General features: G+C 67.7%; 27 protein-coding genes and 3 pseudogenes. 16 read left to right on the top strand and 14 right to left on the bottom strand.

Annotation, left to right across the window (positions count from 1 at the left end; translation table 11 throughout):
• Positions 1 to 6: 6 nt before the first annotated feature.
• The 4 genes from ETD83_RS02610 to ETD83_RS02595 form a co-directional block, all read right to left on the bottom strand.
• Positions 7 to 1,575: a tripartite tricarboxylate transporter permease gene (locus tag ETD83_RS02610; RefSeq protein WP_138643417.1), complete on the bottom strand. Its 1,569-nt coding sequence runs from the start codon at positions 1,573 to 1,575 to the stop codon at positions 7 to 9.
• Positions 1,576 to 1,587: 12 nt separating this feature from the next.
• Positions 1,588 to 2,043: a tripartite tricarboxylate transporter TctB family protein gene (locus tag ETD83_RS02605; RefSeq protein ID WP_138643416.1), complete on the bottom strand. Its 456-nt coding sequence runs from the start codon at positions 2,041 to 2,043 to the stop codon at positions 1,588 to 1,590.
• Between the two features lie 13 nt (positions 2,044 to 2,056).
• Positions 2,057 to 3,037, bottom strand: a complete 981-nt coding sequence (locus ETD83_RS02600; protein WP_138643415.1) for a tripartite tricarboxylate transporter substrate binding protein — start codon at positions 3,035 to 3,037, stop codon at positions 2,057 to 2,059.
• A gap of 273 nt (positions 3,038 to 3,310) precedes the next feature.
• A complete protein-coding gene (locus ETD83_RS02595; protein WP_138643414.1) occupies positions 3,311 to 4,093 on the bottom strand; it encodes an IclR family transcriptional regulator in 783 nt (260 codons plus the stop codon).
• A 155-nt stretch (positions 4,094 to 4,248) separates the two neighbouring features.
• Here ETD83_RS02595 and ETD83_RS02590 point away from each other — a divergent pair, with 155 nt between their 5' ends.
• The 6 genes and pseudogenes from ETD83_RS02590 to ETD83_RS44175 form a co-directional block, all read left to right on the top strand.
• Positions 4,249 to 5,970: a thiamine pyrophosphate-binding protein gene (locus ETD83_RS02590; protein ID WP_138643413.1), complete on the top strand. Its 1,722-nt coding sequence runs from the start codon at positions 4,249 to 4,251 to the stop codon at positions 5,968 to 5,970.
• A 26-nt stretch (positions 5,971 to 5,996) separates the two neighbouring features.
• Positions 5,997 to 7,280 carry an aspartate aminotransferase family protein gene (locus ETD83_RS02585; RefSeq protein WP_171063986.1) on the top strand — a complete coding sequence of 428 codons (1,284 nt, stop codon included), beginning with the start codon at positions 5,997 to 5,999 and terminating at the stop codon, positions 7,278 to 7,280.
• Positions 7,277 to 8,728 carry an amidase gene (locus ETD83_RS02580; RefSeq protein WP_138643411.1) on the top strand — a complete coding sequence of 484 codons (1,452 nt, stop codon included), beginning with the start codon at positions 7,277 to 7,279 and terminating at the stop codon, positions 8,726 to 8,728. Before ETD83_RS02585 ends, ETD83_RS02580 begins: the two co-directional genes overlap by 4 nt.
• A complete protein-coding gene (locus tag ETD83_RS02575) occupies positions 8,725 to 9,477 on the top strand; it encodes an SDR family oxidoreductase (RefSeq protein ID WP_171063985.1) in 753 nt (250 codons plus the stop codon). Before ETD83_RS02580 ends, ETD83_RS02575 begins: the two co-directional genes overlap by 4 nt.
• A 138-nt stretch (positions 9,478 to 9,615) precedes the next feature.
• Entirely contained in the window at positions 9,616 to 11,148 is a 1,533-nt protein-coding gene (locus tag ETD83_RS02570; protein WP_138643409.1) for an AMP-binding protein, read from the top strand.
• A gap of 699 nt (positions 11,149 to 11,847) precedes the next feature.
• A pseudogene (locus tag ETD83_RS44175) lies at positions 11,848 to 11,970 on the top strand (ATP-binding protein); the annotation flags it as partial.
• 77 nt (positions 11,971 to 12,047) lie between these two features.
• Here the strand turns inward: ETD83_RS44175 and ETD83_RS02555 are convergent.
• Positions 12,048 to 12,620, bottom strand: coding sequence for a hypothetical protein (locus ETD83_RS02555; RefSeq protein ID WP_205717453.1), 573 nt, complete (start codon positions 12,618 to 12,620; stop codon positions 12,048 to 12,050).
• Positions 12,621 to 13,183: 563 nt separating this feature from the next.
• Between ETD83_RS02555 and ETD83_RS02550 the strand changes: the two genes are divergently transcribed.
• Positions 13,184 to 13,768, top strand: coding sequence for an RNA polymerase sigma factor (locus tag ETD83_RS02550; protein ID WP_138643408.1), 585 nt, complete (start codon positions 13,184 to 13,186; stop codon positions 13,766 to 13,768).
• Entirely contained in the window at positions 13,768 to 14,415 is a 648-nt protein-coding gene (locus ETD83_RS02545; protein WP_138643407.1) for a hypothetical protein, read from the top strand. The genes ETD83_RS02550 and ETD83_RS02545 overlap by 1 nt, the downstream gene beginning before the upstream one ends.
• Before the next feature lie 5 nt (positions 14,416 to 14,420).
• Here ETD83_RS02545 and ETD83_RS42220 read toward each other — a convergent pair whose 3' ends face one another.
• Both ETD83_RS42220 and ETD83_RS02540 read right to left on the bottom strand, forming a co-directional pair.
• The gene (locus ETD83_RS42220; RefSeq protein WP_171063984.1) at positions 14,421 to 14,567 is read right to left on the bottom strand and encodes a hypothetical protein; all 147 of its coding nucleotides are present in this window, start codon (positions 14,565 to 14,567) and stop codon (positions 14,421 to 14,423) included.
• Positions 14,568 to 14,681: 114 nt separating this feature from the next.
• A complete protein-coding gene (locus ETD83_RS02540; protein WP_268920402.1) occupies positions 14,682 to 15,029 on the bottom strand; it encodes a GNAT family N-acetyltransferase in 348 nt (115 codons plus the stop codon).
• A gap of 50 nt (positions 15,030 to 15,079) precedes the next feature.
• Between ETD83_RS02540 and ETD83_RS02535 the strand changes: the two genes are divergently transcribed.
• On the top strand, positions 15,080 to 16,192 hold the full coding sequence (locus ETD83_RS02535) for a tyrosine-type recombinase/integrase (RefSeq protein ID WP_205717452.1): 1,113 nt from the start codon (positions 15,080 to 15,082) through the stop codon (positions 16,190 to 16,192).
• Between the two features lie 82 nt (positions 16,193 to 16,274).
• Here ETD83_RS02535 and ETD83_RS45825 read toward each other — a convergent pair.
• Positions 16,275 to 16,535, bottom strand: a pseudogene (locus ETD83_RS45825) (Tn3 family transposase); the annotation flags it as partial.
• Between the two features lie 106 nt (positions 16,536 to 16,641).
• A complete protein-coding gene (locus tag ETD83_RS02525; RefSeq protein ID WP_138643405.1) occupies positions 16,642 to 16,785 on the bottom strand; it encodes an SDR family oxidoreductase in 144 nt (47 codons plus the stop codon).
• A gap of 332 nt (positions 16,786 to 17,117) precedes the next feature.
• Between ETD83_RS02525 and ETD83_RS02520 the strand changes: the two genes are divergently transcribed.
• The 6 genes and pseudogenes from ETD83_RS02520 to ETD83_RS46270 form a co-directional block, all read left to right on the top strand.
• Positions 17,118 to 17,483 carry an Mth938-like domain-containing protein gene (locus ETD83_RS02520; RefSeq protein WP_138643404.1) on the top strand — a complete coding sequence of 122 codons (366 nt, stop codon included), beginning with the start codon at positions 17,118 to 17,120 and terminating at the stop codon, positions 17,481 to 17,483.
• Between the two features lie 153 nt (positions 17,484 to 17,636).
• On the top strand, positions 17,637 to 17,741 hold the full coding sequence (locus tag ETD83_RS43475) for a PLDc N-terminal domain-containing protein (RefSeq protein WP_205717450.1): 105 nt from the start codon (positions 17,637 to 17,639) through the stop codon (positions 17,739 to 17,741).
• Between the two features lie 199 nt (positions 17,742 to 17,940).
• Positions 17,941 to 18,477, top strand: coding sequence for a hypothetical protein (locus tag ETD83_RS02505; protein WP_138643402.1), 537 nt, complete (start codon positions 17,941 to 17,943; stop codon positions 18,475 to 18,477).
• 644 nt (positions 18,478 to 19,121) lie between these two features.
• Entirely contained in the window at positions 19,122 to 19,943 is an 822-nt protein-coding gene (locus tag ETD83_RS02500; protein WP_171063982.1) for an alpha/beta fold hydrolase, read from the top strand.
• A gap of 165 nt (positions 19,944 to 20,108) precedes the next feature.
• Complete coding sequence (locus tag ETD83_RS02495; RefSeq protein WP_138643400.1) at positions 20,109 to 20,951, top strand: alpha/beta hydrolase; 843 nt, start codon at positions 20,109 to 20,111, stop codon at positions 20,949 to 20,951.
• Between the two features lie 28 nt (positions 20,952 to 20,979).
• A pseudogene (locus ETD83_RS46270) lies at positions 20,980 to 21,159 on the top strand (Lsr2 family DNA-binding protein); the annotation flags it as partial.
• Positions 21,160 to 21,959: 800 nt separating this feature from the next.
• Here the strand turns inward: ETD83_RS46270 and ETD83_RS02485 are convergent.
• Both ETD83_RS02485 and ETD83_RS02480 read right to left on the bottom strand, forming a co-directional pair.
• Positions 21,960 to 22,229 carry a hypothetical protein gene (locus ETD83_RS02485; protein ID WP_138643399.1) on the bottom strand — a complete coding sequence of 90 codons (270 nt, stop codon included), beginning with the start codon at positions 22,227 to 22,229 and terminating at the stop codon, positions 21,960 to 21,962.
• Between the two features lie 17 nt (positions 22,230 to 22,246).
• Complete coding sequence (locus ETD83_RS02480; protein ID WP_138643398.1) at positions 22,247 to 22,501, bottom strand: hypothetical protein; 255 nt, start codon at positions 22,499 to 22,501, stop codon at positions 22,247 to 22,249.
• 112 nt (positions 22,502 to 22,613) lie between these two features.
• Between ETD83_RS02480 and ETD83_RS02475 the strand changes: the two genes are divergently transcribed.
• The gene (locus ETD83_RS02475) at positions 22,614 to 22,892 is read left to right on the top strand and encodes a hypothetical protein (RefSeq protein WP_138643397.1); all 279 of its coding nucleotides are present in this window, start codon (positions 22,614 to 22,616) and stop codon (positions 22,890 to 22,892) included.
• A 359-nt stretch (positions 22,893 to 23,251) separates the two neighbouring features.
• Here ETD83_RS02475 and ETD83_RS02470 read toward each other — a convergent pair whose 3' ends face one another.
• The 3 genes from ETD83_RS02470 to ETD83_RS02460 all read right to left on the bottom strand — a co-directional run.
• Positions 23,252 to 23,551: a hypothetical protein gene (locus tag ETD83_RS02470; protein WP_138643396.1), complete on the bottom strand. Its 300-nt coding sequence runs from the start codon at positions 23,549 to 23,551 to the stop codon at positions 23,252 to 23,254.
• Between the two features lie 67 nt (positions 23,552 to 23,618).
• Positions 23,619 to 23,993: a DUF4429 domain-containing protein gene (locus tag ETD83_RS02465; RefSeq protein WP_138643395.1), complete on the bottom strand. Its 375-nt coding sequence runs from the start codon at positions 23,991 to 23,993 to the stop codon at positions 23,619 to 23,621.
• Positions 23,994 to 24,381: 388 nt separating this feature from the next.
• A partial coding sequence (locus ETD83_RS02460) for an amidohydrolase family protein (RefSeq protein WP_138643394.1) occupies positions 24,382 to 24,608 on the bottom strand: 227 nt, incomplete at its 5' end.

Here is a 24,608-nt window from a genome sequence, read left to right as displayed (position 1 = left end):
AAACTCTCAATCGTCGACGCCGGAGCCGGACGAGCCGGCCGCCTTCTCGCGGGCACGGGGGATGGCCTCTGGGAGGCCGGTCAGCGCCGGCGGATCGCTCTGCTTCCTGGAACGCCGCCAGAGGTTGCCGATCAGCGGGCTGAACAGGAGCAGGGTGGCGAAAACGAGGATGACGGCCGAGCCCGGACGGGTGACGAAGATGGCGAGGCTGCCGTTCGAGATGAGCAACGATTGGCGGAAGGAGCGTTCCAGGATGGCGCCGAGTGCCAGCGCGAGCACCAGTGGTCCGGGGTCGAAGCCGGTCTTGCGCATCAGGTAGCCGATGATCCCGCAGACCAGCGCCACCCACACGTCGAAGGTGCTGCTGTTGATCGTGTAGACGCCGAGCATGATCACCGTGACGGTCAGCGGCGCCAGCAGCGTGAACCGCAGGCTGAGCAGCCGGATGAACATTCCGACCAGCGGCACGTTGAGCACCAGCAGCATGAGGTTGCCGACGTACATCGAGGCGATCACGCCCCAGAAGACCTGCGGGTGCTCGCTGATGAGCTGTGGGCCGGGAGTGATGTCGTGGATCAGCAGCGCACCGAAGATCACCGCCATCACGACGTTGGAGGGGAGGCCGAGGGTGAGCAGCGGGATGAACGCCGCGGTTGAGGAGGCGTTGTTGGCGGTCTCCGGCCCGGCCACGCCCTCGATGGCCCCCTTGCCGAACCTCTCGGGCTGTTTCGCCCGGCGCTTCTCGACCGCGTAGGAGACGAGAGAGGAGACCACACCTCCGCCGCCTGGGACGGTGCCGATGAGGAATCCGATCACGCCGCCGCGCACTACCGATCCGCGGGCCTGCCGCCAGTCGCGCCTCGTCGGCCAGACGCGGGACACCGAGGGCAGCGAGGTCGGCGTCGTGGTCTGGTGCTCCAGGTTGTGCAGCATCTCGCCGATGCCGAACAGGCCCATGGCCACGGCGACCAAGTCCACGCCGTCCAGCAGTTCACCGAAGCCGAAGGTCAGGCGCGCCTGCCCGGTGATGGGATCCTGGCCCACGGCGGCGATCAGCAGGCCGATCCCGACCATGACGAGGCTCTTGGTGAACGACTTGGTCCCCAGGAACGCGACCATTGCCATACCGAGAACTGTGAGCGCCGCGAACTCGGGCGGCCCCACGGCCAGGGCGACCTTGGCGAGCAGGCCGGACAGCAGCGTGAGGCCGATCACCGAGACCGTGCCGCCGAGGAAGGAGCCCACCGCCGCGATGCCGAGCGCCGGGCCCGCCCTGCCCTGCCGCGCCATCTGGTAACCGTCGAACGTGGTGACGATCGACGCGGCCTCCCCGGGCAGCCGCAGCAGCACGGACGTGATGGTTCCGCCGTACATGGAGCCGTAGTAGATGCCGGCCAGCATGATGATCGCCGACTCGGGACCCATGGAGAAGGTCAGCGGGAGCAGGAGGGACATCGTCGCCGTCGGTCCCAGTCCGGGCAGCACCCCGATGACCATGCCGACGAACACGCCGAAGAAGACGAGCACCAGGTTCGTGGGCTGGAGTGCAACGGCCAGGCCGTCGAGAAGACCCATGTGTAGCCTTCCTCAGATTCCCCAGATGATGTCCCGGGGCAGCGGGACGTTCAGTACCAGTGAGAACAGGCAGAAGAAGGCGGTGGGGGCGGCTGCGGACACGATGACCGTGAGACGCCAGGTCTCCCCGCCGAGCACCCGGATCCAGAACACCAGCAGCAGGAACGCCGGCAGCGTGAATCCCGTGTACGGAAAGAGCACCGCGTAACCGATCATGCCCACGACGGCCGCGGCCACCGCCCGGAATCCGCCGGTGAACGGTTCGTGGTCTTGGAAGTCGCGGTGCAGCAGGAGCGCCAGCGACCCGATGACGGTCAGGCAGTTGACGATCAGCGGCCACATGCCCGCCCCCGGATCGCTCAACGATCCGGTCTCCAGGGCCAGCGAGCCCGCCATGCCCACGCATCCCACACTGAGCGAGAACAGGGCGGCGGCCCGCCGGCCAACGACCTTCAGAAGCTGCTCCATGCCGGACTCCCGATCAGCGATTGAGCACTCGGCCGTAGGTTTGCTGGAGTTCAGTGATCTTCTGCGCGTACGGTTCGGGTCCGAGGAACGGCTTGGGAATGTAGTTCTCCCCGATCGCGGCGATCACCTTGGGGTCTTGGAGGGCCGCCCGCAGCGCCGTCTCGAGCTTGCGCAGCACCGGGTCCGGCATGCCCTTGGGGCCGGCGAGGCCGGCGAAGCTGACGCTGAGCGTCAGGTCGGTGAACCCCAGTTCCTTGAGCGAGGGGACGCTGGGCAGGAAGGGAGCGCGCTCGGGGGAGGTGATCGCCAGCGCGCGCAGCTCTCCCGATGCGATCCGCCGCAGGTTCTCCTTGTTGGCGTCGATGGCCGCGGCGTCGACGTTCTTGCCGAGGAGCGCGGTCAGGGCCGGTGCCACCCCTTCGAATGGCACCGGTTTGATCGGTACCTTGTAGTCGCGTCGCATGCGCTCGAACTCGATATGCGCGGACACGGTCGCACCCGCTGTCGCGATCTCGACGTCGCCGGGCTTGGCGCGCGCGGCGTCGAAGAGATCCTTCGCGCTCCGGTACTCAGAGCCGGCCGGTACGACGATGACGCCCGGTCCGCGGTAGGTGACGCCGATGGGCTGGAACTTGTCCATCTTGTATCCGACGTCCTGCATGGTCGAGCTGATGACTGCGAACGGCAGGCTCAGGTCGCAGAGCGTGTAGCCGTCCGCCTTGCCGCGCAGCATCTCGTTGTAGGCGTTGCCGCCCCCCGCGCCGGGCTTGTTCTCGACGACGACCGGCTTCCCGAGTCGCGGCTCCAGTGCCTTCGCGATGGTCCTGTCCAGCAGGTCCGTGGGGCCGCCGGCCGCGAACGGCACCAGGAGGCGCACTTCCTTGGTGGGGTAGTCCTCGCCGTCGGAGCCAGAGGACCCGGCGCCCACCAGGCCGCAGGCAGCAGAGGCGAGCACCGCGCAGAGCATTGCGGTGATCCGGCTGCGTCTCATCATCACGCCTCCCGTGGTTCACGGCCGGGGTTCCCCGGCCATCCACTTCTGTTCACATCGTGGTGACCGTAACCACATAGTGTGCGGACACTATGAGCGTTGACATGAACGGTTGTCAATGGCCTGGCGACCGGGAGAACGCCGTGGCCTGCGACGGGACGCCCGCATGCGGACGCCTGCACGCACACGTGTATCAGCGGCGAGACAGAGCGTGTGGATGGGCGCCGGAGGGGACGCCTGCGGTGGTGAACCTCGGAAGGCAGGCCGTCCGTGTCGTCAGGCTCGGTGCCGTGGATAAGGCCCGGTGTAGGCCAGCCCGCGGCTGATGCTCTCACCCGCCGCCATGACCGCGGTCGTCAACTCCGGTAGGCGGGAGTCGCTGAGCCGGCCGACCACGCCGCTGACGCTGATACCGGCGACCGCCGTGGCACCGAGAGCGTCGAAGACCGGAACCCCGACCGCGCCGGTCTCCGGCAGGAACTCGCCACGGCTGACGCAGTAGCCGAGCTTGCGGATCTGTTCGAGCCTCTCCGCGAGCGAACGTTGCTCGTCGGCCGCCCGCCGCGCGAGCGTGGCCTCCTGCAGTTCCTCGCCGCCGAAGGCGAGCAGGGCGAGGCTCGATCCGCCCTGGTGGTAAGGGAGACGGCCGCCTTCGTAGAGGGCCTGGCTGACGACGGGGTAAGAGCCGACGATCCGGATGAGACAGACGGCCGCGTCGTCCCGCTCCACCACGAGGTTGGTCGAGTCGCCCGTCTTCTTCGACAGCTCGGCCAGGATCGGATAGGCGACGCCGCGGATGCTGAGCCGCTGCCTGGTGAGTGCGCCCAGCTCAAGCAGGGCCAGGCCAAGGCGGTAGCTGACGCGCGTGGAGTCCTCGCGTTCCAGCAGCCCGTGGCGGACGAGGGTTTCGCATATCCGCACGACCGTCGTCCGGCTCTCGCCGACGGCTGAAACCAGTTCCGCCAGGGTCACCCGCTCGTGCTCGCGAAGGACCTGCAAGATCGCGGCGGCCTTGTCGAGAACCTTGATCGTGCCGATCTTCGCCGGATCCATGGACATCGTCGCACCTTTCGTTCCACATGCTGCGCTCCGGCCCGATGACCACGTCGTGGTCGACGTGTTCACGATGGGTTGACGCTCACCCTACCGAGACTCTACTGTCCGGATTGAGAATATGGCGTCCATGATGTGAACGACTGGCCTGGGAGTATGCCTTGCATGTTGGTGAGCGCCTCTCCGAACTTCTCGTCGCCGCCGGTGTCCGGCGTGTGTTCGGCGTCCCAGGGGGCCAGACGACGCCGCTCTACCACGGGATCGCCCGGCAGCGTGGGGCGATCACGCACACCCTGATGAGAGACGAGCGCAGCGCCGCCTTCGCGGCGGATGCGTACGCACGGATGTCCGGCAGGGTCGGCGTCTGCGACGCGACTGTCGGGCCAGGCGTGAGCAACCTGATATCCGGACTGTTGGAGGCGTACACCAGTTCCATCCCGATGCTGGCGATCATCGCCGATATCCCCCGGCACTGGGAGACCCGGCGCCGGTTCGGCTCCGCCTCGCAAGGCTTCGAGCAGCGCTCGTTCCTCGAACCGTGCGTGAAGTACTACGGCCGGGTCGAGCTCCCCGAGAATCTGGACGGCGTTCTGGCCGCCGCGCTGCGGATCGCCACCGCCGGGCGGCCGGGGCCCGTCATCCTGGAGATACCTGACGACGTCTTCTCAGCGGACTTCCCGGCACCGGCCCCTGGGCTCGCGCCCCATGCCCGGCTGAGCGTCACCTACCCGCAGTCACGGACGAGCCCGGATCCGTCCTCCGTGGAACGTGCCGTCGAACTCCTGCGGCGTAGCCGGAAGCCGCTGCTGCTCGCCGGCGGCGGGGCGCTGAGCGCCGGAGCCGGAGACCAGGTCCAGCGGCTGGCCGAGAACCTGGAGGCGCCCGTCGCGACGACACTGAACGGCAAGGGCGTGCTCTCCGAACACCATCCGCTGGCCGTCGGGCCGGCAGGGTCCTTCGGGCTACCGCTGGTCAACGATCTGCTGGCTGAGGCCGACTGCGTTGTGTTCATCGGCACGAAGGCCGCCCAAGGCGCCACTCTGAACTGGACGCTGCCGCCGCCGGGAACGCCGATCGTGCACCTCGACCTGGACGCGACGGAGATCGGGCGGAACTTCCCGCAGAGCCTTGGCCTGGAATGCGACGCCAGACTCGGCGCGAAGGCCCTCGCGGACGCCCTTCCGGAGCGGGGTCGCAGCGACTGGGACCTGGAACGTATCCGGCGGCTGGTCGAGGAGTGGTGGCGCGGCGCCCTGGACGGCGGTGTGGACGGGCACGGCGCGGTAAAGCCCCAGGCGGTGATGCGGGCTCTCGGCGCGGTCATGGGCCAGGACGACGTGCTGGTCACCGATGCCAGCCTTTCCTCCGGTTGGGGCGCCGCGCACTGGCGTACCCGCCGGTCGGGCCGGACCTTTGTCGCCCCGCGCGGACTGGCCGGCCTCGGCTGGGGCCTGCCGGCGGCGATCGGCAGCGCGCTGGCGCTCAAGGACACAGGCACGGACGGGCGAGTGTACTGCGTCGCCGGGGACGGCGGATGGGCCTACTCCCAGTCAGAGCTCGAGACCCTCGCCCGGCTGCGACTACCGGTCGTGGCGACGGTCCTGAACAACTCGGTGCTCGCCTGGACCCGGCACTCCGCCGAACAGCGATACCCGGACACCGAACCGATCTCCCAGGACTTCACCGACGTGGACTTCGCGGCGGCCGCCGTCGCGATGGGCGCTCTCGGGCGCCGCTGCGCGACGCCGGACGAGTTCGCGGAGGCCGTGACGAAGGCCGCCGCCGATCACACGGGCAGTCCCGTCGTGCTCGAAGTCATCTCCTCCAAGACCGAGTCCCCGGTGCTCAAGCCGAAGGACCGGCGAGCCATGACCGCCTACTGAGACGCGCCGCAATGGGAGGCGACTCGATGACCGACGACCGCGCCGATGACGGCCACGGCATGACCACCGATCTGCGTCCGCGAGCCCTGGACGTCGCCCCGGGCGGGGTGCATTCCAACGCCCGGCTCGGTCACGCCGAGATGTTCTTCGAAAGGGGCAGCGGGGCACATGTGCAGGACGTGACGGGCCGGCGGTACATCGACTACGTCCTCGGCCGGGGACCCAACCTGCTCGGCCACGCGCCGCAGGCCGTGCTCAAGGCCGCCAACGCGGCCGCCGAGTCGGGCATGTGCCTCGGATCCCAGCACCCGCTGGAGGTGCTGGCCGCGGAGAAGCTTCGGTCACTGCTGGGATGGCCCGGCATGCTCCGGTTCACCACCACCGGCAGCGAAGCCGCCGAGCTGGCCCTCCGCGTGGCGCGGGCGTACACCGGCCGTCAGGAGATCGTCCGATTCGAAGGTCACTACCACGGCTGGCTGGTGGACGACGCGCCCGCGCCCGGCGCCGATCAGACGGCGGCACGGTGGCCGGCCGGAGTGGATCCGTGGACCCACATGCTGCCGTGGAACGACGAGCACGCTCTGAGAACGCTGCTGGAGCGCCGTGGCACGCGGATAGCCGCCGTGATCATGGAGCCGGTGATGTTCAACCATGGAGGTACCCTTCCCGCGCCCGGCTACTTGCGGGCGTGCCGACGCCTCACCGAGGCGTGCGGCGCGCAGCTGATCTTCGACGAGATCGTGACCGGCGCCCGCCTGGCACCTGGCGGAGCGGCCGAGGTGTTCGGCGTCACTCCAGATCTCGCCATGTACGCCAAGGGCATCGCCGCGGGCTGGCCCGTGGCGGCGGTGGCCGGGCACCGCGCGGCTCTCAGCATGGTCGAGGACGGAACGGTCAACCACCGCGGGACCTACAACGGCTCGACCGCGAGCATGGCCGCCGTCGTGGCCACCGTGGACGCCATCGCCGACGGCCAGGTCCACCGGCACATCGAAGCGGTCGGCTCGCGCCTCATGTCGGGATTCGCCGAGATCGCCGACAAGGTCGGGGTCCGGCTTCGCGTGCGCGGCTTCCCGGCGGCGTTCTACATCGCGTTGGTCGACCGGGACCCCGGCGAGCCCTGGGAGGAGGCGGCACCGCCCGACATGTCGGGCTACCGCCGGCTTGTGGCGGGGCTGGTGGACCGCGGCATCTGGGCCAGTGCCCGCGGCAACTGGTACCTGTCGGCCGCGCACACCCACGACGACATCTCGACCACGCTCCGGGGATTTCGCGACGTGCTCGCGTCCTTCGCGGCAGGTGACCGGTGAGCAGCGAATTGTGGCGGTTGTCCGCGCACGAGTCCGGAACGCTCATCGAGGCGAGAGAACTCTCCCCGGTCGAACTCACCGAGGCACTCCTTGAGCGCATCGACGAGCTGAACCCGCACCTCAACGCGTTCATCACGGTCACCCCGGAACGGGCTCGCCGGGACGCCAAGGCGGCGGAGGCCCGTGCCCTGCGAGGGGAGCGCCTCGGCCCGCTTGACGGCGTCCCGCACTCGATCAAGGACCTGGAACCCACCGCCGGAATTCGCACGACCGGCGGCTCGATGTGGGCCAAGGACCACGTTCCCGGCCACGACTCGCTGGTCGTCGCGCGGCTGGGCGCCACCGGTTCGCCCCTGCTGGGCAAGACGAACACGCCGCATGCCGGCTACAAGGACATGACCGACAACCTGCTGGGCCCGCCCACCAGGAATCCCTGGGATCCGACCCGTACCCCGGGCGGGTCCTCGGGTGGCGCCGCCGCCGCGGTCGCCGCGGGGCTCGGCTCGCTGGCACAGGGCGGGGACGGCGGGGGCTCGGTCCGCATCCCCGCCTCCTTCTGCGGGGCGGTCGGGGTCAAGCCGTCCAACGGGCTGATCCCCAAGTGGCCGAGCAGTGACTGGTACGCCGGGCTGGCCACCGCCGGCACGCTCACCACGACCGTGACCGACGCCGCTCTCATGCTCAACGTTCTCGCGGGCCCCGACCGGCGGGATCCGCTGTCGATCGACCGGGAACCGCCCGACTTCATCGAGGCGTGCCGTGGATCTGTGCGTGGCCTGCGCGTGGCCTGGAGTCCCGACCTCGGCCACGCGACGGTGGACGCCACCGTCGGCGAGGTCAGCGCGCGGGCCGCCCTGCTGTTCGAGCGACTCGGAGCCTCCGTGGAGGAGGTGCGAATCGGATGGGGGCGTCTCGCCCGAGAGATCATTCATCCCACCTGGGCGATCCACTTCGTCGCCCGCTTCGCGGAGAGTGCCGAGGAACGTCCCGACTGGATCGAGCCGAGCCTTCTGGCGTACGTGCGCGACGGGCACGGGCGCAGCGCGATGGAGTACCGGCGGCTCCTCGCCCGCCGGGCCGAGCTCTACGACCGCGTACGGCAACTGTTCGACACCTACGACCTGCTGCTCACCCCCACCATGCCGGCCACCGCGTGGCCGGCCGACGTGGAGCCGGAGACCCCGCTGTTCGACCGGTTGCCGTTCACCTACCCGTTCAACCTCACCGGGCATCCGGCGGCCAGTGTCCCCTGCGGCCTCGACCATGCGGGGCTGCCCGTGGGCCTGCAGATCGTCGCCGATCGGCATCGTGACGACCGGGTGATAGCGGCGGCGGCGCGGTTCGAGGAAGCCCGGCCCTGGCCGGTGCACCCCCCGCTCCTCGACCGGCCCGCCGGGCTTCCCGAGGAGCCGGGCCGGTCGGCGTGCCCCCAGCGGGGTGCCCGGTGAGCAGGCACGCTCTGGTGGTGGGCGCGTCGAGCGGCATCGGAGCGGCCGTCGCGCAGACCCTGCTGCGCTCCGGCTGGCACGTCACGATCGCAGCCCGCCGGCTGGATGCGCTGGCCGCCCTTGCTGAGCGGCTCGGCCCCGCCTGCGTCCCCGTCGCCGTGGACGTCACCGACGCGGAGTCCGTCGCCCGCCTCGCCCGAACCGTCCGGAACGGCGCGATGGACCTGCACGCGCTCGTCAACTGCGCCGGGCACGATATCGGCGGCCGGACCCCCTTCCACCGATCGGACATCGACGACGCCGTCTCGGTGCTGGAAACCAACACCGTCGGCCTGCTCCGGCTCACCCACGCGATGCTGCCGTCGCTGGCCAAGGCGAGTCCGGCGGACGTGGTCAACATCGGGTCGGTGAACGGCGTCCGGCCCGCGGCGGGGCTCGCCGCCTACAGCGCCAGCAAGTTCGCGGTGCGCGGTTTCACCGAGGCGCTGCGTGAGGAGTGCGCCGAGATCGGGGTGCGCGTGACGGAGGTGCTTCCGGGCATGACCCGGACGGGCTTCGCCGCCGCGCGCTGGCACGGCGACGAGGCCAGGGCCGCCGCCTATTACGACGGCTATCCGGGCTTGCTCGATCCCGCCGACGTCGCGCGCGCGGTGCGGTTCGCGCTGGAGCAGCCCCCTGGAGTGTGCTGCAGCGAGATCACCATTCTTCCGTTCTCTGGACGAGAGGACGAGGGAGCGCGGGAAAGCTGAGAGCTGGCCAAGGGCCCGGCATGAAGCACATCAACGCGGCGCGGCGGACGCGGACGCCCTCGCGGTCCGCGCCTGCGATGCCGTGCGGGGTCTGGGTCGGCAGGAACGCCGTCATCATCCGGGTAGCAGGAGGACCGCATGCTCGTCCCGTTCGGGATTCGTGACTTTCTCGACCGCGCCGTGACCGTCTATCCAGATCGCATCGGCATTGTCGACGAGCCCGGCCGGTCGGCGCAGGCGTGGCAGCGGCTGACCTACCGGCGCGTGGCGGAACTCGCGGCGGCGCAAGCGGCCGGACTGGACGCCCTCGGGGTCGGGCACGGGAAACGAGTGGCCATCGTGTCGCACAACAGCGCCCGGCTGCTGACATCGTTCTTCGGGGTCAGTGGCTACGGCCGCGTGTTGGTGCCGATCAATTTCCGCTTGTCGGCCCACGAGGCGTCCTACATCGTGGAGGACTCGGGTGCTGAGGTGCTCCTCATGGATCCGGAACTGGCGGACACGCTAGCGCCGGTGTCCTGCCGGCATCGGTTCACCCTCGGTGAGACCGCCGACGCCGAGCTGTACCGGTTCGGCTTCGAGCCAGAGCCGTGGCAGCCGGACGAGAACGCCACCGCCACGATCAACTACACCAGCGGCACCACCGCCCGCCCGAAGGGCGTTCAGCTCACCCACCGCAACATCTGGGTGAATGCGACCACCTTCGCGCTCCACACCGGGGTGACCGACCGCGATGTCTACCTGCACACCCTGCCGATGTTCCATGTCAACGGGTGGGGAATGGTCTTCGGGATGACCGGCATGGGCGCCCGTCACGTCATGCTCCGCAAGGTCGACGGCGCGGAGATCCTCCGGCGGGTGGCCGAACACGGAGTCACGGTGATGTGCGCGGCCCCGGCCGTGGTCAACGCCGTACTGGCCGCCGCCGAGGACTGGGACGGCGAGATACCCGGTCGCGACCGGCTGCGCGTCATCGTCGCGGGGGCGCCACCGCCCACCCATACCATCGCCCGCGTCGAGACTGTGCTGGGGTGGGAGTTCATCCAGATCTACGGGCTGACCGAGACCTCACCACTGCTGACGGTCAACCGGGCGCGCGCCGAGTGGGATGGGCTCGACCTGCGGCAACGAGCGGAGAAACTCGCGCGGGCCGGGGGACCCGTGCTCGGCGTGACACTGCGGACGTCGGCCTCAGGCGAGGTGCTGGCGCGGTCGAACACGGTGATGGAAGGGTACTGGCAGCAGCCCGAGGAGACCTCGCACGCGTTGAAGGGCGGTTGGTTCCACACGGGTGACGGCGGCAGCCTGGGGCAGGACGGCTACCTGACGATCAGCGACCGCGAGAAGGACGTGATCATCACCGGGGGTGAGAACGTTTCTTCGGTCGAGGTGGAGGACGCACTGTTCGATCATCCCGCCGTGACCGAGGTCGCGGTGATCGGAGTGCCCGATGAAAAATGGGGCGAGACCATCAAAGCCCTGGTGGTGCCGGCGACCGAGCAGGTCACCGAGGCCGAGCTGATCGACTGGTGCAAGCAACGACTCGCCCGCTACAAGGCGCCGACCTCAGTGGAGTTCCGTACCGAACTGGCCCGCACCGCCACCGGCAAGCTGCAGAAATACAAGCTGCGGGAGCCCTACTGGGCCGGGCGTGCCCGCCGGGTCAACTGATCAAAGCCCTCGGCAGCGATGGCTGCTGCGTGGAGATGGGCGCGGGCTTCCGCCTCGTAGATCTCCCGGGTCGTCCGGGTGTTGAGCGTGTTGAAGCGGTGTGGACCGACGTCCGCCCAAGCGTGTGCCGCTTCAATACTCGTCACGCGGTCGCTGAGCTGCGGTTTGACATGGTGGGCGGTGCGTGGAGAGTTGCAACCTGTGTCTGCGCCGCTGGCCTGCTTGAGCCGGTGGCCGGACGGGAGGGCTGGCTGACCAGGCGGACCGGACGACCGTACTGCTTTGCCCAGTCCTCGTCGATCAGATCGTCAAGAAGGTGCGGGGCATCGCGGGCCAGCTCTTCCAGCGCCGCGCTGATCGTCTCCAGCGCAGCCGGGCAACATCGAGTCGGCCGCAGTTGATCGCGTCATACAGTGCGCCATGACCCCGCCGATGCTCGGGCGCGAGCGTGAGATCGACCAGCGTCCTCACCGGCCCGTCGGTGCCAACACCGCGTCGGCCGGCTCGAACAACACGTCCCGCCGCGCTGTCAGGCACCCATAGAACTCCATCCGGAAACCGGACAACACCCCCAGCCCATCGACATCAGCACGCGCCTCCAGCGGAATCGACCCCCCACGGTCTTCGTCTCGATCACGTCTTCTACGCCGGAGTACATGATCACGAGAAGGCTGTTCCTATGTCTGGAAGACCTTCACCGACCCCCGCCTCTGCTCCGCCATCGTCGACCGGCTCACCTACCACGGGACCATCATCGAAACCGGCACCGACTCCTACCGGCTCGCCCAGGCCCGCGCTCAGGCCGCACGCGTCGCCGGCTGACCCGCAGCCGGTGTCCTGCGTCGATGAAGACAAGACCCCCAGAGCGGGTGCTGACCTGCGGTGTCTCAGATCGAGTATCAAGGCTGGCGGTTCCTTGTCGCCATCGAACTTGGGGCATCGTGAACGAACCCGGTGGCCTCGTCGTCTGGTTCGTCCACGTTCCAGGTGCTGGGCAGCGGCGCTTGGCAAACAGCGCAGACGAAGTGATCATCCTTGACGATGTTGCGCTGTCGGCATCGCGGACAGCGGCGGAACTCTATCGGGTGAGTAAAGGCGCGGGGATGATCGATGCCAATGCGATCGAGGGCGACCTCGACCGCTGCCCACGAGGTGACGTCGGGACAGTAACCGGTGGACTGATTACTGATCTCAAAGACCAGCCACTGGCCTCGCTCGCGAGCGAACGTCACCTCACCGGCGCTCAGGACCGGGCCGCCGCCCGCGCAAGCAACGTGTTCACTTCGCTGCGGCGCGAGCACCAGTGTCATGGTCACATCGACGACAAAGGTGAACGGGTTCTCTCGATCGTCCTGGGTCTGACCTTCTAGCCAGGCGGCGAGGTCGCCATAGCAAGCGATCGCGCGTCCGGGGCCGCTGGTTCGAACTCGTTCGCGAATTTCGGCAGGGCCGACGTAGTGGTAGCGGTTCACACAGAGAGCCTGCCTCAACTCCACCGGCAAGGACCAACGGATAAGCCGAGGTCCGATGACAGTGCTCCAGCAGCGGTGGCAGCGGACCGCTGGCACTCCCACCGAACTCACCGGAGCCGAAGTGGTGCCCAAACTCATCGACATTTTCGGCCGGTCGATCACCAACCGGTGCCCGAACTCACCGACAACGGTGCCGGTTCTCACCGGCATAGCAAAGTGGCCTGAACGAGGTGCGTGCGGTCACCTTCAGCCACGACGGCACGATCAACCACGCCACATGGGGCATGCACGGCGCACTCGGCTAGACCGAGAAGATCGACTACGCTCAGCAACCGTTCCAAGCTGCGGGTTGAGCCGCTGCTGCCGAGGCTCGAGCGCCGTAAGCGCCACCCCGGCGTAGGCGGCTGGATGACCGCAAGGTGTTGTGCCGGATCTTGTTGGTCGCCCGGAACGGCGTCCAGCCTGCCTCCGTCCCCTTCCGGATTTCGACCGCTCCCGTGAAGACGGATCGAGCAGGCGGGCAATAACAGGTGTCAGCGTAGGGATACGGAAGGTGCCGATGCATGACCGCCACTGCTCCTACGTCCGCGGCGCCAGCTAGGGTGCCCGCGGAGCCCAGCGACGCCGAGGTGATCGTGGCGTCCCGTGATGTTCCTGAGCGGTTCTCGGAGATCTTCGACCGGTACTTTGTGGAGATCCACCGCTACGTCGCGTCCCGTCTCGGCGATGCTTCGGCCGATGACGTGGCCGCCGAGACGTTCCTGACCGCCTTCACACTGCGGCACAAGTACGACGCCGGACGGCCGCAGGCGCGCGCATGGTTGTACGGCATCGCCACCAACCTCATTCGGCGGCATCGCCGTTCCGAGACGCGCGCCTACCGGGTGACCGGACGCGCGACCGCCGAGACCGACCACGCCGACCGGGTGGCCGAGATGGTCAGCGCCCAGCGGATGCAGCCCCGGCTGGCGGCGGTGCTGGCGGGCTTGGGCGCGGGAGACCGCGACGTCTTGCTGCTGGTCGCGTATGGCGATCTGAGCTACGAGGAGGTCGCGCAAGCCCTCGGTATCCGCGCCGGGACGGTCGGTTCCCGGCTCAATCGGGCGCGGCGCAAGCTGCGCAAGGCACTCGAAGGAGACGTGGAGTGATGGACGAGATGCAGATGCTGCGGAAGCACCACGACGCCCGTCCCGGTCCGTCGCGTGAGGCGGTCGTCGAGGCCCGAGCCCGGCTCGAGGAGAAGACACGGACGCGGGAACGCCTCCCCGGGGCGTGGCGGCGGCGGTACGTGCTGGGCGCGGCAACCGTCGGAATCGCAGCGGTCGTGACGGTGCCCCTGAGCGCGATCGGCGCCGGCGAATCGGGTAGTGACCAGGCGTACGCGGCCGAGCGCTTGCCGGACGGCCGGATAAAGGTGACGATGGATGACCTCACCGGCCCACCCGAGGCCGTCCAGCACCGGCTGAACGGGGTGGAACGCAAGCTCGCCGCGCTGGGAATCAATGCGGACATCGATCTCCTCCCTTTCGGCATGCGATGTTCAGTCTTCCCGCGTGGCGACGCCGACCGGGGAACCAACAGCCGCACGAGCGCGGTGGATGACGGGTGGCTCCGCCCTGACAGGAAAAAGCGCGCGGTCTTCTTTGTGCACCCTGACCGCATCAAGCCGGGGAACACTTTGCTGTGGACGCTCTCGGTGCACCGCGGCAACGGCTCGACGGCAGTGGCAACGAACTCCTATCAGGTGCGCGGCCCGGCGGAGCCCTGCAACCCCGTCCCCCTTAGAAGGTCCTAACAGAATCAGCGGATGAGGCGTCGCCAGCAGATGATGGCTGCGGTCAGGGCCATGCACGCTTGGTAGATGTCGCCACGGATCTCCCAGCGGATGCGCAAGCGGCCGAACCAGTGCAGCAGGCCGGTCGTGTGCTCGACGACGTAGCGGGACACCCAACCCTGAACCTGCGGGCTGCCACGGCGGGCGATGACCGGTTTGATGCCCTTGGCCCAGACCTGCTAGGCACGCATCGCCCAACGATCAGGCTCAGGGGTCAAAGGTCAAGCTCAGCGAAGTCGCTTGGCAAAGACGATGCTCTGCCGGTGATATCCCATCCGGCGCTCATAGAACGGCACCGATACCGGGCTGGTGGCGTAGGTGTCCAAGGTGATCAGATGTGCCCCACGTGCACGGGCCCACTGCTCCACCGCCGTCATCAGCCCCGCACCCGCGCCGGACCGCCAGTGGCCACGCTGCACGGCGAGCGCATTGACCAACACCCGAGGAAGCGCAAGCTCGCGGAGCAACTGACGTTCGGCCTCTTCATGCGGCCGTGCCAACACCGCGTCAACGAAGCCGATCGCGCTTCCGTCGAGATCGGCCACACGCACGAACCTGTCTTCTTCTCTGGTCAGCAGCTTGGCCTCAAGCCAGGCATCGAGGCCATCACGGCGAGGGTGTCGACGTGCCCTCCCGCCCGCTGCTCGGCCGTTCCGACCTGCCGAAGCTGCCGGCCCGGCTGCCGCGGTTCATCCCGCGTGACGAGCTGGACCGGCTGATGAAGGCCATCGAAGGCCTGGAGAACCCCTACCAGCGCACCGCGTCGCTGCTGATGCGCTGGAGCGGCGCCCGCAAGGGCGAAGTCCGCCGTCTCACCATCGACTGCCTGGATACCTACCCTGACGGCTACCCACGGCTGCGGATCCCAGTCGGCAAGACCTACACCGAACGCATGATCCCGCTGCACCCCCAGGCCGCCGAGGCGCTGCAGGAACTGATCGAGCTCGCCAAGGCGGCCGCCCCAGCGGCCCGCTTCGACACCTGGGCCCAGCAGGCGGTCCGATGGGTGTTCATGCACCGCGGGCAGCCCATGGGCAAGGGATACCTGTTCGACGAGCCGTTGGAGATCGCCTGCCACGCCGCCGGGCTCCTCGACACCCAAGGACGGCCGACCGTGTCCGCGCACAGATTCCGGCACACCGTCGGCACGCAACTCGCCGAAGGCGGCGCGCAGATCCAGACCATCATGGCGATCCTCGGCCACCGGAGTGCGACGATGTCGGCGACGTACTCCCACATCAGCGACCCGGTGCTGCGGGAGCAGTACGAGAAGGTGATCGCGGCCGGAGGCCGGGTCGCCGGCCCCGCCGCCGAAGCCCTGCTGGCCAACCAACTGGATCAAGACACCCTCGACTGGCTGAAGACCAACTACTTCAAGACCGAGCTTGAACTCGGCCACTGCCTGCGCACCCCGCTGAGGGGCCGTGCGAGTGCGACCTTTATCTGCGCTGCTCGAAATTCTTCACCACCAACGAGTACGCCCCACGGCTACGGGCCCGGCTGGTTCGCGAACAGCAGCTCGTCCAGGACGCCGTTGAACGCGGCTGGCCCCGCGAGGCCGAACGCCACACAGCCATATCCGGCCGCATTTGCGAGCTGCTCACTGATCTCGGCGAGAGCACCCAATCCGCCGACCCCGACGAACGAGCCCTTTGATCGACGAACGACTGCGGCCGGTGTCTTGGCATCACCTGCCGCGGCCAGGCCGCAGACCTCGCTGATCCAGCCGCATAACTAGTCTGCAACTTGTCCAGATAAACGCCGAGGTGGGAGTGGACGAACGGCGAGAGCCGGGCCATGTCCTGCTCCCGGACCGGGTAGCCCTGGGCTTTGAGCTGGCGGACGACGGCGTCCAGGTAGACGGTCGTCCAGAGAGTGGCGCAGTTGAGGACCAGGCCGAGCGCGCCGAACCGGTTCTCAAGGCCGCGTTCGTACCGGTCATAGAGCTCGCCTTTCCTGCTGTGGCAGATCTTGCGGGCCAGGGAGTGGCGGTTCTCCTGGAGGTTGCGGATGTCCTTGATGTCGCGCCGGTATGTCTCGTCGACGTCGATAAACTGAAGGATGTGCAGGGTCTTGAAGATCCGGCCGTAGGAGGGGATGGCCTCGCCGAGGGCGGTGGGGTGGGCCGTCGCGCTGGAGCATGGTAACGACGTCGTGGGCTACCGTGACTGGCCGTTCGGTTGCTGCTCAAGCCCCGGTGCCCAGCCAGCCGATGGGCTGCTGTTTCATGATGTCGGCCATGGCCTCGGCTTGGCCTTCGAACATGTCGGCGACCGTCGGGGTCTCTATGAGGCTGGGACACACGGCGTTGATGCGGATGCCGGGGGGCATATTCGACTGCGGCGCTTACCAGGTGACACGAGCATTACCGACATCCCGCCTACCGTTAATTCCTGCACTCAGCAGCTTCCTCGCGGGCCGAACCGAGTGGGTGGTCGGCGCCGAGCGGTAGACGGGGGCGATCTTCTGCAGTCCGCGGTGCCGGAGACGGGCGTGGCGGCGGCACAAAGCCGTTCGCGGGGGGTTCACGGTGACGGAGTCACGAACGGGCTGAATGATCCATAAATGATCGCGCCAAGGCCGGTCTGATGTCTGGGAAACGCCTCGGCCGGGCCTACGATCCAGAAGATCCAGGGTTGGTACGAGCCACAAGGAGTCCGCCGATGGACAAGTCGCCCCTGATCACGCACATCTCGTGGGGCCGCATGGAGGTCGAGGGCCTGGCATCCGGCAAGGACTTCAAGCTGTATCCGGGGGGCGGCCGCGCCTGGGACTGGTCCGAGCACGGCACCCGTCACGAACCTGGCATCCAACCCGCCGACGTCCAAGAACTCCTCGACAACGGCTGCACCGTGATCGTGCTGAGCCGCGGCATGGAACTACGCCTGCAGACCATGCCCGAGACCTTGAAGATTTTGGAAGATCACGGGATCGAGGTGCACATCGAAGAGACGACCGCAGCCGTCGAGTCCTACAACAATCTGGCCCAGACCCACCTCGTCGGCGGCCTCTTCCATTCAACGTGCTGACCAGCATGAACGACGGCTGAGGTAAAGAACAAGCTAACCGTCAACCATCACCTGGGACCGGCAAGCATCACGCGAGACGCCGTCAAGCACGTCCTAGGAACACTGCGTCAAGCATCTCCCCGGACCACACAAGCGGGGACGAACGAGTGGCCGTTGACAAGCGGCTGGGGCAAGGCGGGATGGACGATCTTCGTGATCGTGCTGCCGTTCCTGGGCGCCTTCGTGTACCTGATCGCGCCGGCAAGGACATGGGCCTGATCCGAAGGGCGATGACATCGGGTTTCGGCCGACCTGACCAGGCTCACAGGTGCGTCGTCGTCCAATCGATGCGAGGTAGCGATGTGCAGATGGATGGTCTACGTCGGCGATCCCCATTCTGCCGAGGATCTGCTGTTCAGGCCGGTCCATTCCCTCATCGACCAGAGCCTGCACTCCCGTCTCGGGGTGGAGACGACCAATGGGGACGGTTTCGGAATCGGCTAGTACGGCGAGGGCCCGGTCCCGGCTGTGTTCAAGGACCGAGATCCAGTTCTGGGCGCAGGTCCTTACCGACGCCGAACGCACCATCTGCTGCTCACACGAGAACGAGTCCCGTATCAAATGCTGGATCGCGGCGCGCGGCCTGTCGGGGCGGTACAAGGTCATCGCCACCCCGGTCGTGCCCGACAGCGAGTTGATCGTGGTGGACGAGCGCGCCATCGATGCGGCCATGAGCGAGGCACTGCACAGGGAACAACGCGAGGCTGAGCTGCGACAGGCCGCAGCGAGGGCCGCGAGGGCCAGGCACGTCTTCGGTGCGCAGCTGATCGCCCCGCGCGCCCGCAATCCGCATCACCGACCTCTGACCCATCGACTACCGCCCGCCATCGAGGGGAGCGAATTGACCGAACCCGCCGCCACCATCCCGACGAGCCCCGCCGAGGAACTCGCTCAGCGTGCACGTGATCGGCACCTCAGACTCGGCCATCCCAGTTCCTCGTCCCGCCTGCCTTGACGGGGGCCACAAATCCGACGGCAAGCCCTGCACCCAGGCACAGGATGCAACTCTCCGCGGAGCGTTGGCGGTGGGTGCGGACGAACCCCGGGCAGGTTGGTGGGCCCCGGTGGTAACAGAGATGCCCCAAGCCTCCCGGTCACCACCCAGCCCCTCCTGCAAACTGTTCAGCGCGCCCGACCTAGAGACTGTCACTGCACGTAATTATATGGTGACATCTTGGGTTCAGGTGGGGGGCGGGCGGCCGACGCCCTCGGCGTCGGCGGCGCGTCTGGAGACGAGAACGGCTCCAGCGTGGCATCCGGTTCGCTGTCGAATATGTCACATCCTTCGGTCAAGGAGGCATGGTCAGTCAGCCGGCGCTGGTGAAGCAGCGGCAGCAATCCGACCCCATCGTGCCGTCTGGTTGGAGTTACGCGCCGTCTTGATACAGGACGCATCAGGTAAAGCGAAATTCACCATCTATCTGCCAGGCCTTTCACGCTCTGAAGTTAAGAGCTCATCCTTCGGGGGGAGGGGATGAGCCATGCCCAGCATGGCAAGTCGCGGGCCATGGACGGGACCGAGTGTTCTACGGACTCGACGAGACCGGTGGGGTCGACGGTGTTCCGTATCGACCTCGCCTTCCACGGGGAGCCGGTGCCATGAGCACGATCACTACGCATGACGGTGCGGAGATCTATTACAAGGATTGGGGCGAGGGTCCGGCCGTGACGTTCTCTCACGGCTGGCCGTTGAACTCCGACGCATGGGACGGCCAGATGCTGTTCCTCGTCCAGCACGGCTATCGGGTGGTCGCGCATGATCGGCGCGGTCACGGCCGATCCAGCCAGACCCCCACAAGAAATGACATGGACGGCTACGCCGACGATCTCGCCGCGGTGATCGAGGCGCTCGACCTCAAGGATGCCACCCTGGTGGGCCACTCCACCGGCGGCGGGGAGGTCGCGCGCTACATCGGCCGGCACGGCACGAGCCGGGTCACCAAGGCGGTCCTGATCGCGGCGGTGCCCCCGCTCATGGTGAAGACCGAAGCCAACCCCGAAGGCCTCCCGATCGAGGTCTTCGACGACATGCGCGAAGCCCTCTTCAACGACCGTTCGCAGTTCTACCAGGATCTGGCCATCCAGTTCTATGGCGCCAACCGGCCCGGTGCCGGCATCTCCCAGGGAGTGCTGGATCAGTTCTGGCTGTGGAGCATGCAATCGGGTCTCCTCAACGCCTACGAGAGCATCAAGGCCTTTTCCGAGACCGACTTTCACGACGACCTCACCAAATTCGATGTGCCAACTTTGGTGCTGCACGGCGAGGACGACCAGATCGTCCCGGTCAAGAACTCGGCGATCAAATCCGCCCGGCTGATCAAGGGCGCCAAGGACGTCTACTACCCCGGCGCTCCGCACGGCATCACAGCCACCCACCAAGACCAGCTCAACGCCGAACTGCTGGCCTTCCTCCGAAGCTGACCGGCACACCCGGCTCCGGGCCCTTCCGCCGGCCAGCGAGCGGAGGAGGCCCGGTCGGGGAGTCGCCAGCGGCGCTTCCATATTCACTCACAGGAGCAACGACGAACAATTCGACCGGCAACAACGGGGTGGAGTTGACTTTCACCCGACCGAAGGGGGGTCGGCATGCTGTCAATTTCTGAGCGGGAGTACCGGGAGATCGAGGCGGCCAACGCCTCTCACAACACCCCGGTCGTCCTCATTCACGGGCTCTGGCTGCTGCCGAGCAGCTGGGCCAACTGGGTGGCCTTCTTCAAGCAGGCAGGCTACGCACCGCTGACACCGGATTGGCCGGACGATCCGGAAACGGTGGAAGCGGCCCGGGCGAACCCGGGCGTCCTCGCCAAGAAGAGCTTGAAGCAGATCGCCGACCACACCACCGAGATCGTCAACGCCCTGGACAAGCGGCCAGTGCTGATTGGGCACTCGACCGGGGGTCTTCTGGCGGAAATGCTGGCGGGCCAGGGCCTCTCGGCGGCCACGGTGGCCATCGACCCCGGGATCTTCCGGGGCGTTCTGCCGCTGCCGGCCTCCGTGCTCAAGGTGGCGGGCCCGTTCCTGGTCAACCCGCTGACGCGCGATCGCGCGATCACTCTCACGTTCGACCAGTTCGCCTACGGATGGGCGAATGCGCTGGACGATAGGGAGGCGCGGAAACTCTACGACAACTTCCACGTCGCCGGCTCTGGGCTCGCTCTCATGCAGATGGGCAACGCGAATCTCAATCCGTGGACCGAGGCGAAGGTGAACACGAAGAGCCCCAACCGCGGTCCCCTGCTGATCATCGACGGCGAAAAGGACCACACGGTTCCCTGGGCGATCGCGCACGCCGCCTACAAACGGCAGAAGCGCAACCCTGCCGTCACAGAGATCGTGAAGATGCCCAACCGGGGCCACTCCCTCACCATCGACCACGCCTGGCAAGAGGTCGCCGAAACCGCCCTCGACTTCGTCCAGCGGTCCGCCTAACGACAACGGGGCCGGCAACCGGGACCGGTCCGCGGAGAATCGGGAATGGGCGAGGAGGGCCGGTATCAAGGTCAACGACTGCGGGCGCATTCCCGCCAACGACATCGACATCGGACAGAGGCCTTCGGGCAGTGTCCGAGAAACGATGGTTGTGAGGCTTGCGAACCGGCTGCAGGGCAGCAGCGTCCGACTGCTGTGGATCGCATGACGCGTCTTCGCCGACGAGCACAGTACGAACTCGCCACGCCGGCCGTGCGGGCCGGGGGAGTGGTGCTGGCCGGGCTCGGCCTGGCCGTGCTGGCGGCGGTGTACGCGGTGGCGATGTGGCGGATGCCCGACTGGATCGGGGTGTCGGAGCCCCGTGATCGGCACAACGCGCGGCTGCTGGTGGTCTCGGCCGGCGGAGCGATCGTGGTGGCGATCTCCCTGCGGTACACCGCACGCAACTACCGGCTCTCCCACCGCGGACAGGTCACCGACCGCTTTACGAAGGCCTTGGAACGCCTCAGCTCCGACGACATCGACGCCCGGCTCGGCGGCATCTACGCCCTGGCCCACGTCGCCGCCGACTCCCGTCCGCATCATGACGACGTTGTAGAGGTCCTGGAGACCTTCGTGCGCCGCCGTGCTCCCGTCGCCCGCCGCGACGACGACGCCCCCACGCTGGGCCGGCCTCGCCCCCCGGCCCGAGGCGGACGTCCAAGCCGTGCTGACCGCGGTCGGCGTCAAATCACGCGTGGCGGGGGAGGCGCGGCTTCGGCTGGGCCACAAACTCAGATGCCGATGACAGGACGTCATTGTGTCGACCGCACCCCGAGGTCGCTCATCGTGCGGCGGACAAAGACCGCCAGGCATGTAATGAAGGCGATTTCGTGTGGACGCGGCCAGCGGCTCCGTGTTCCCGCTCGTCGCGCCGACCAGAGGTGGGGCTCGCGGCTTCGGCGGAGGAATGCCGGGTACCCACCCCGTATTTGGGAAGGCGCATAGACGGCGATCTCGATCTGTTGGTCAGCCCTGCTGCTGAGCCTGGCGGTCCCGAGCGCGGCCCTGAGATCTGAGAGTGGCGGCGGAGCCCCCACCGAATGCCTGGTTACCGAGCCCGGCCGCCGCTGACACAGCGGCGGCCGGCTGCATGAGGCCAACGCTGCCGGGCGATAAGACGAGCAACAACGCGAACAGCAGCTCGAACAACCCCGAAGGGAATTCGGCCTCAGCCAACACCTCCAACGCAGCATCCTGAGCGACCGTCGAAAGGTTCGTCCTGTCGAGCGTCGCCATCAAAGGGGGGCTGTTCACTATCGGCGCGCAAGGGTCACACTGCCGGTATGGCGACCTCCAGCGTGTGGGTGCGCGACCTGTCCGACCGGCTTGTGTGCGCGGACCAGCTCACCGGCGTGTACGTCGAACGAGTGCCCGGCCTGGGATGGACAGTCATCGCCTCCACCCGCCAGTACGGCAACATCGAACTCGCCGACTTCGGCCGCGGCGGCAAGGCCCGCACCGGCGCCGACCATCTGTGCTCGCGGCAGCACGATGCTGGCCAGGCTCATCAGCCCGACCGTCAGCGCCCCAAACGAGACTCTAATGGCCGCAAACACAGCGGCTGGACATGCCGTCCTTCGACATCCCTGCGCGCGCACGTCCGTGCCGCGCCTGCGCGCGGTGTACCTGCGCAGACTGCACGCCCTGACCGCCACGCGGGTGGGATGGCGCGGCGCCGAGGTCCTGTCGGTGCTGGCCGGAATCGAGGAACACCGCGCGGCGGGCGCCTCCCGCGGCGTGAAGCCGCCCAGCTGGTGGTTCGTCGCGCTGCGGATCGTGATCGGCGGCTTCTTCCTGTCAATGGCAGCGATCATCGCCGTCCCCGACCTGGACGGCCAGCTCCCGCACGCGCCAGCGTCCCGCGGACCAGAACCCGCACACCGCACCGCCCAGACGTAGCCCTCCGACTCCAGGGCGCCGATAGCGCGGCCGTCCGGGGCGTGCGCGTCGTTGACCTGGGAAGACGCCGCTTGACAGGGGCAGGTCTGACCGCCCAAGTGCGTGAACGGGTCCTGCTGGCGAAGAGCAATACTTGTTTAGGTCGAATGGCTCGAACTGGCGTGACGTACAGTGACATCCGGCCGCCAGGGCGTCTGTGAGTCCGCGGGCACACCCGACCACCACGTCCGCGGACGAGCTGCTGAAGGTCGAGCAGTCATGGCGGCGCGGCAGTCCGGGAACCCGTGTCAATGCAGATTGACACTTGACCCACGTGTCTCGTCCTGTGATCGAGGTGGTGGTCTGTGACCAGCGACTCTCTAGGGGCGGAGCGGGCATGTGCCGACCTGTGATCGGTTCCGCCAGGACGTCCCCGGCTCCAGGCCGCACGCCCGGATGTCGAGCTCCATCTCGTCTGGACCGGCCCGGATGAGCCGGTCACCCTCGACCTGATCCGCACAGTGCCCATCCTCTGCGGCCAGGGCTTCGCTGAGGCTGCTCTTCGCGACGCGATCTCCCTCGCCGACATCTGGCGCGTCCCGCTCCGCCTCGTCGTCGAGCTGATCCAAGGTGATCAGGAGGTCGATCCCATGCGCCGAGCGGTCTGGTACGCCGAGCACGGCTTCGTCTCGCCGGCCCGCCTCGCCGAGACGGCACACAGGCCATGCAACACCCTGTCGGAGGTTCTTAACCGACCGGCGCCGTCGGCACGTCTGGCACCGCGGCTTTCACCGCTGCCCGCAGCTCGGCGTACCGCTTTCGCTGAAAGCTGGTGAACAGTACGACGTGCGGGTTCCCGCCGATCGCCTTCTCCTTGGACGCACCCAGCGGCTTCACGGTTTTGACGTCCTCGGCGGTAGCCAGGAACAGGCACCCGTTGACCAACACGGTCGGATCCTTCCACTGCACCTGGACGATCTCGGCTAGCGGGATAACGGTGTGTTTGTCGCTCGCCACCCGCCCCAGACCGCGTCTGCTGATTTCCACGCGATCGGCGTGCAGCGTCACGGTCGCCTGATGTGCCTTGATCGTCCGGGGATCGCACTTCTCGGAGCCGACCATGGCTCCGCATCCTTGCAGTCGCCTGGCCCGGAGGTGAGCGTGGCGGCCTCAAACGGACGTACGGCCCGGACCGCTGGCCGCTAGGAACGCCCTTGGTGCCGTGCACGTGAGCACGCCTTTGCTGTGCTCGGGCGGACGACGGGCCGGGAGGAGACGGCCCGAGCGGCGGGACGCTTCCAAGGATCGCGCAGATCTTCGGCCAAGGGCTGGGCGATCTAGAGTTGGGTGCGCGGCAATGACGATCCAGGTCCACCTGCCAACGGCTTCAGGGGTGCGGACTTGGGTGCGGTCCAGCTCAGCGTCTGCTTTTTACACCGGAACGTGTGCTCCAGTTCGAACCCTGTGGAGTTCGATGGCAGTGGTCGTGGGACATACGTCGAACGCTCGACTATCCGGCGTGCCAGACCTGGCGGCCGCCGACCCATGTGGACAGGACCGGGATCTGCGCCAGTTCGTCCGGCTCGGCGTGCAGCGGGTCCTGGCCGAGTACGGTGAAGTCGGCCAGGCGGCCCACGGTGATCCGGCCCTTGTCGTCCTGGTCGCCGGACGCCGCCGCCGACCCGGCCGTGTAGACCTCCAGCGCCTCGTAGGGGGTGAGCCGCTCGTCCTGGCCGA

This window comes from Actinomadura soli, from assembly GCF_005889715.1.
GTDB lineage: Bacteria > Actinomycetota > Actinomycetes > Streptosporangiales > Streptosporangiaceae > Spirillospora > Spirillospora soli.
This window is presented reverse-complemented; position numbering and strand designations above follow the sequence as displayed.

Excerpts from the sequence above, each read along its gene's own strand:
- ETD83_RS02610 (WP_138643417.1), bottom strand. The coding sequence starts at position 1,575 with ATGGGTCTTCTCGACGGCCTGGCCGTTGCACTCCAGCCCACGAACCTG.
- ETD83_RS02605 (WP_138643416.1), bottom strand. The coding sequence starts at position 2,043 with ATGGAGCAGCTTCTGAAGGTCGTTGGCCGGCGGGCCGCCGCCCTGTTC.
- ETD83_RS02600 (WP_138643415.1), bottom strand. The coding sequence starts at position 3,037 with ATGATGAGACGCAGCCGGATCACCGCAATGCTCTGCGCGGTGCTCGCC.
- ETD83_RS02595 (WP_138643414.1), bottom strand. The coding sequence starts at position 4,093 with ATGTCCATGGATCCGGCGAAGATCGGCACGATCAAGGTTCTCGACAAG.
- ETD83_RS02585 (WP_171063986.1), top strand. The coding sequence starts at position 5,997 with ATGACCGACGACCGCGCCGATGACGGCCACGGCATGACCACCGATCTG.
- ETD83_RS02570 (WP_138643409.1), top strand. The coding sequence starts at position 9,616 with ATGCTCGTCCCGTTCGGGATTCGTGACTTTCTCGACCGCGCCGTGACC.
- ETD83_RS02550 (WP_138643408.1), top strand. The coding sequence starts at position 13,184 with ATGACCGCCACTGCTCCTACGTCCGCGGCGCCAGCTAGGGTGCCCGCG.
- ETD83_RS02545 (WP_138643407.1), top strand. The coding sequence starts at position 13,768 with ATGGACGAGATGCAGATGCTGCGGAAGCACCACGACGCCCGTCCCGGT.
- ETD83_RS02525 (WP_138643405.1), bottom strand. The coding sequence starts at position 16,785 with ATGCCCCCCGGCATCCGCATCAACGCCGTGTGTCCCAGCCTCATAGAG.
- ETD83_RS02520 (WP_138643404.1), top strand. The coding sequence starts at position 17,118 with ATGGACAAGTCGCCCCTGATCACGCACATCTCGTGGGGCCGCATGGAG.
- ETD83_RS02505 (WP_138643402.1), top strand. The coding sequence starts at position 17,941 with ATGGGGACGGTTTCGGAATCGGCTAGTACGGCGAGGGCCCGGTCCCGG.
- ETD83_RS02500 (WP_171063982.1), top strand. The coding sequence starts at position 19,122 with ATGAGCACGATCACTACGCATGACGGTGCGGAGATCTATTACAAGGAT.
- ETD83_RS02495 (WP_138643400.1), top strand. The coding sequence starts at position 20,109 with ATGCTGTCAATTTCTGAGCGGGAGTACCGGGAGATCGAGGCGGCCAAC.
- ETD83_RS02485 (WP_138643399.1), bottom strand. The coding sequence starts at position 22,229 with ATGGCGACGCTCGACAGGACGAACCTTTCGACGGTCGCTCAGGATGCT.
- ETD83_RS02480 (WP_138643398.1), bottom strand. The coding sequence starts at position 22,501 with ATGAGCCTGGCCAGCATCGTGCTGCCGCGAGCACAGATGGTCGGCGCC.
- ETD83_RS02465 (WP_138643395.1), bottom strand. The coding sequence starts at position 23,993 with ATGGTCGGCTCCGAGAAGTGCGATCCCCGGACGATCAAGGCACATCAG.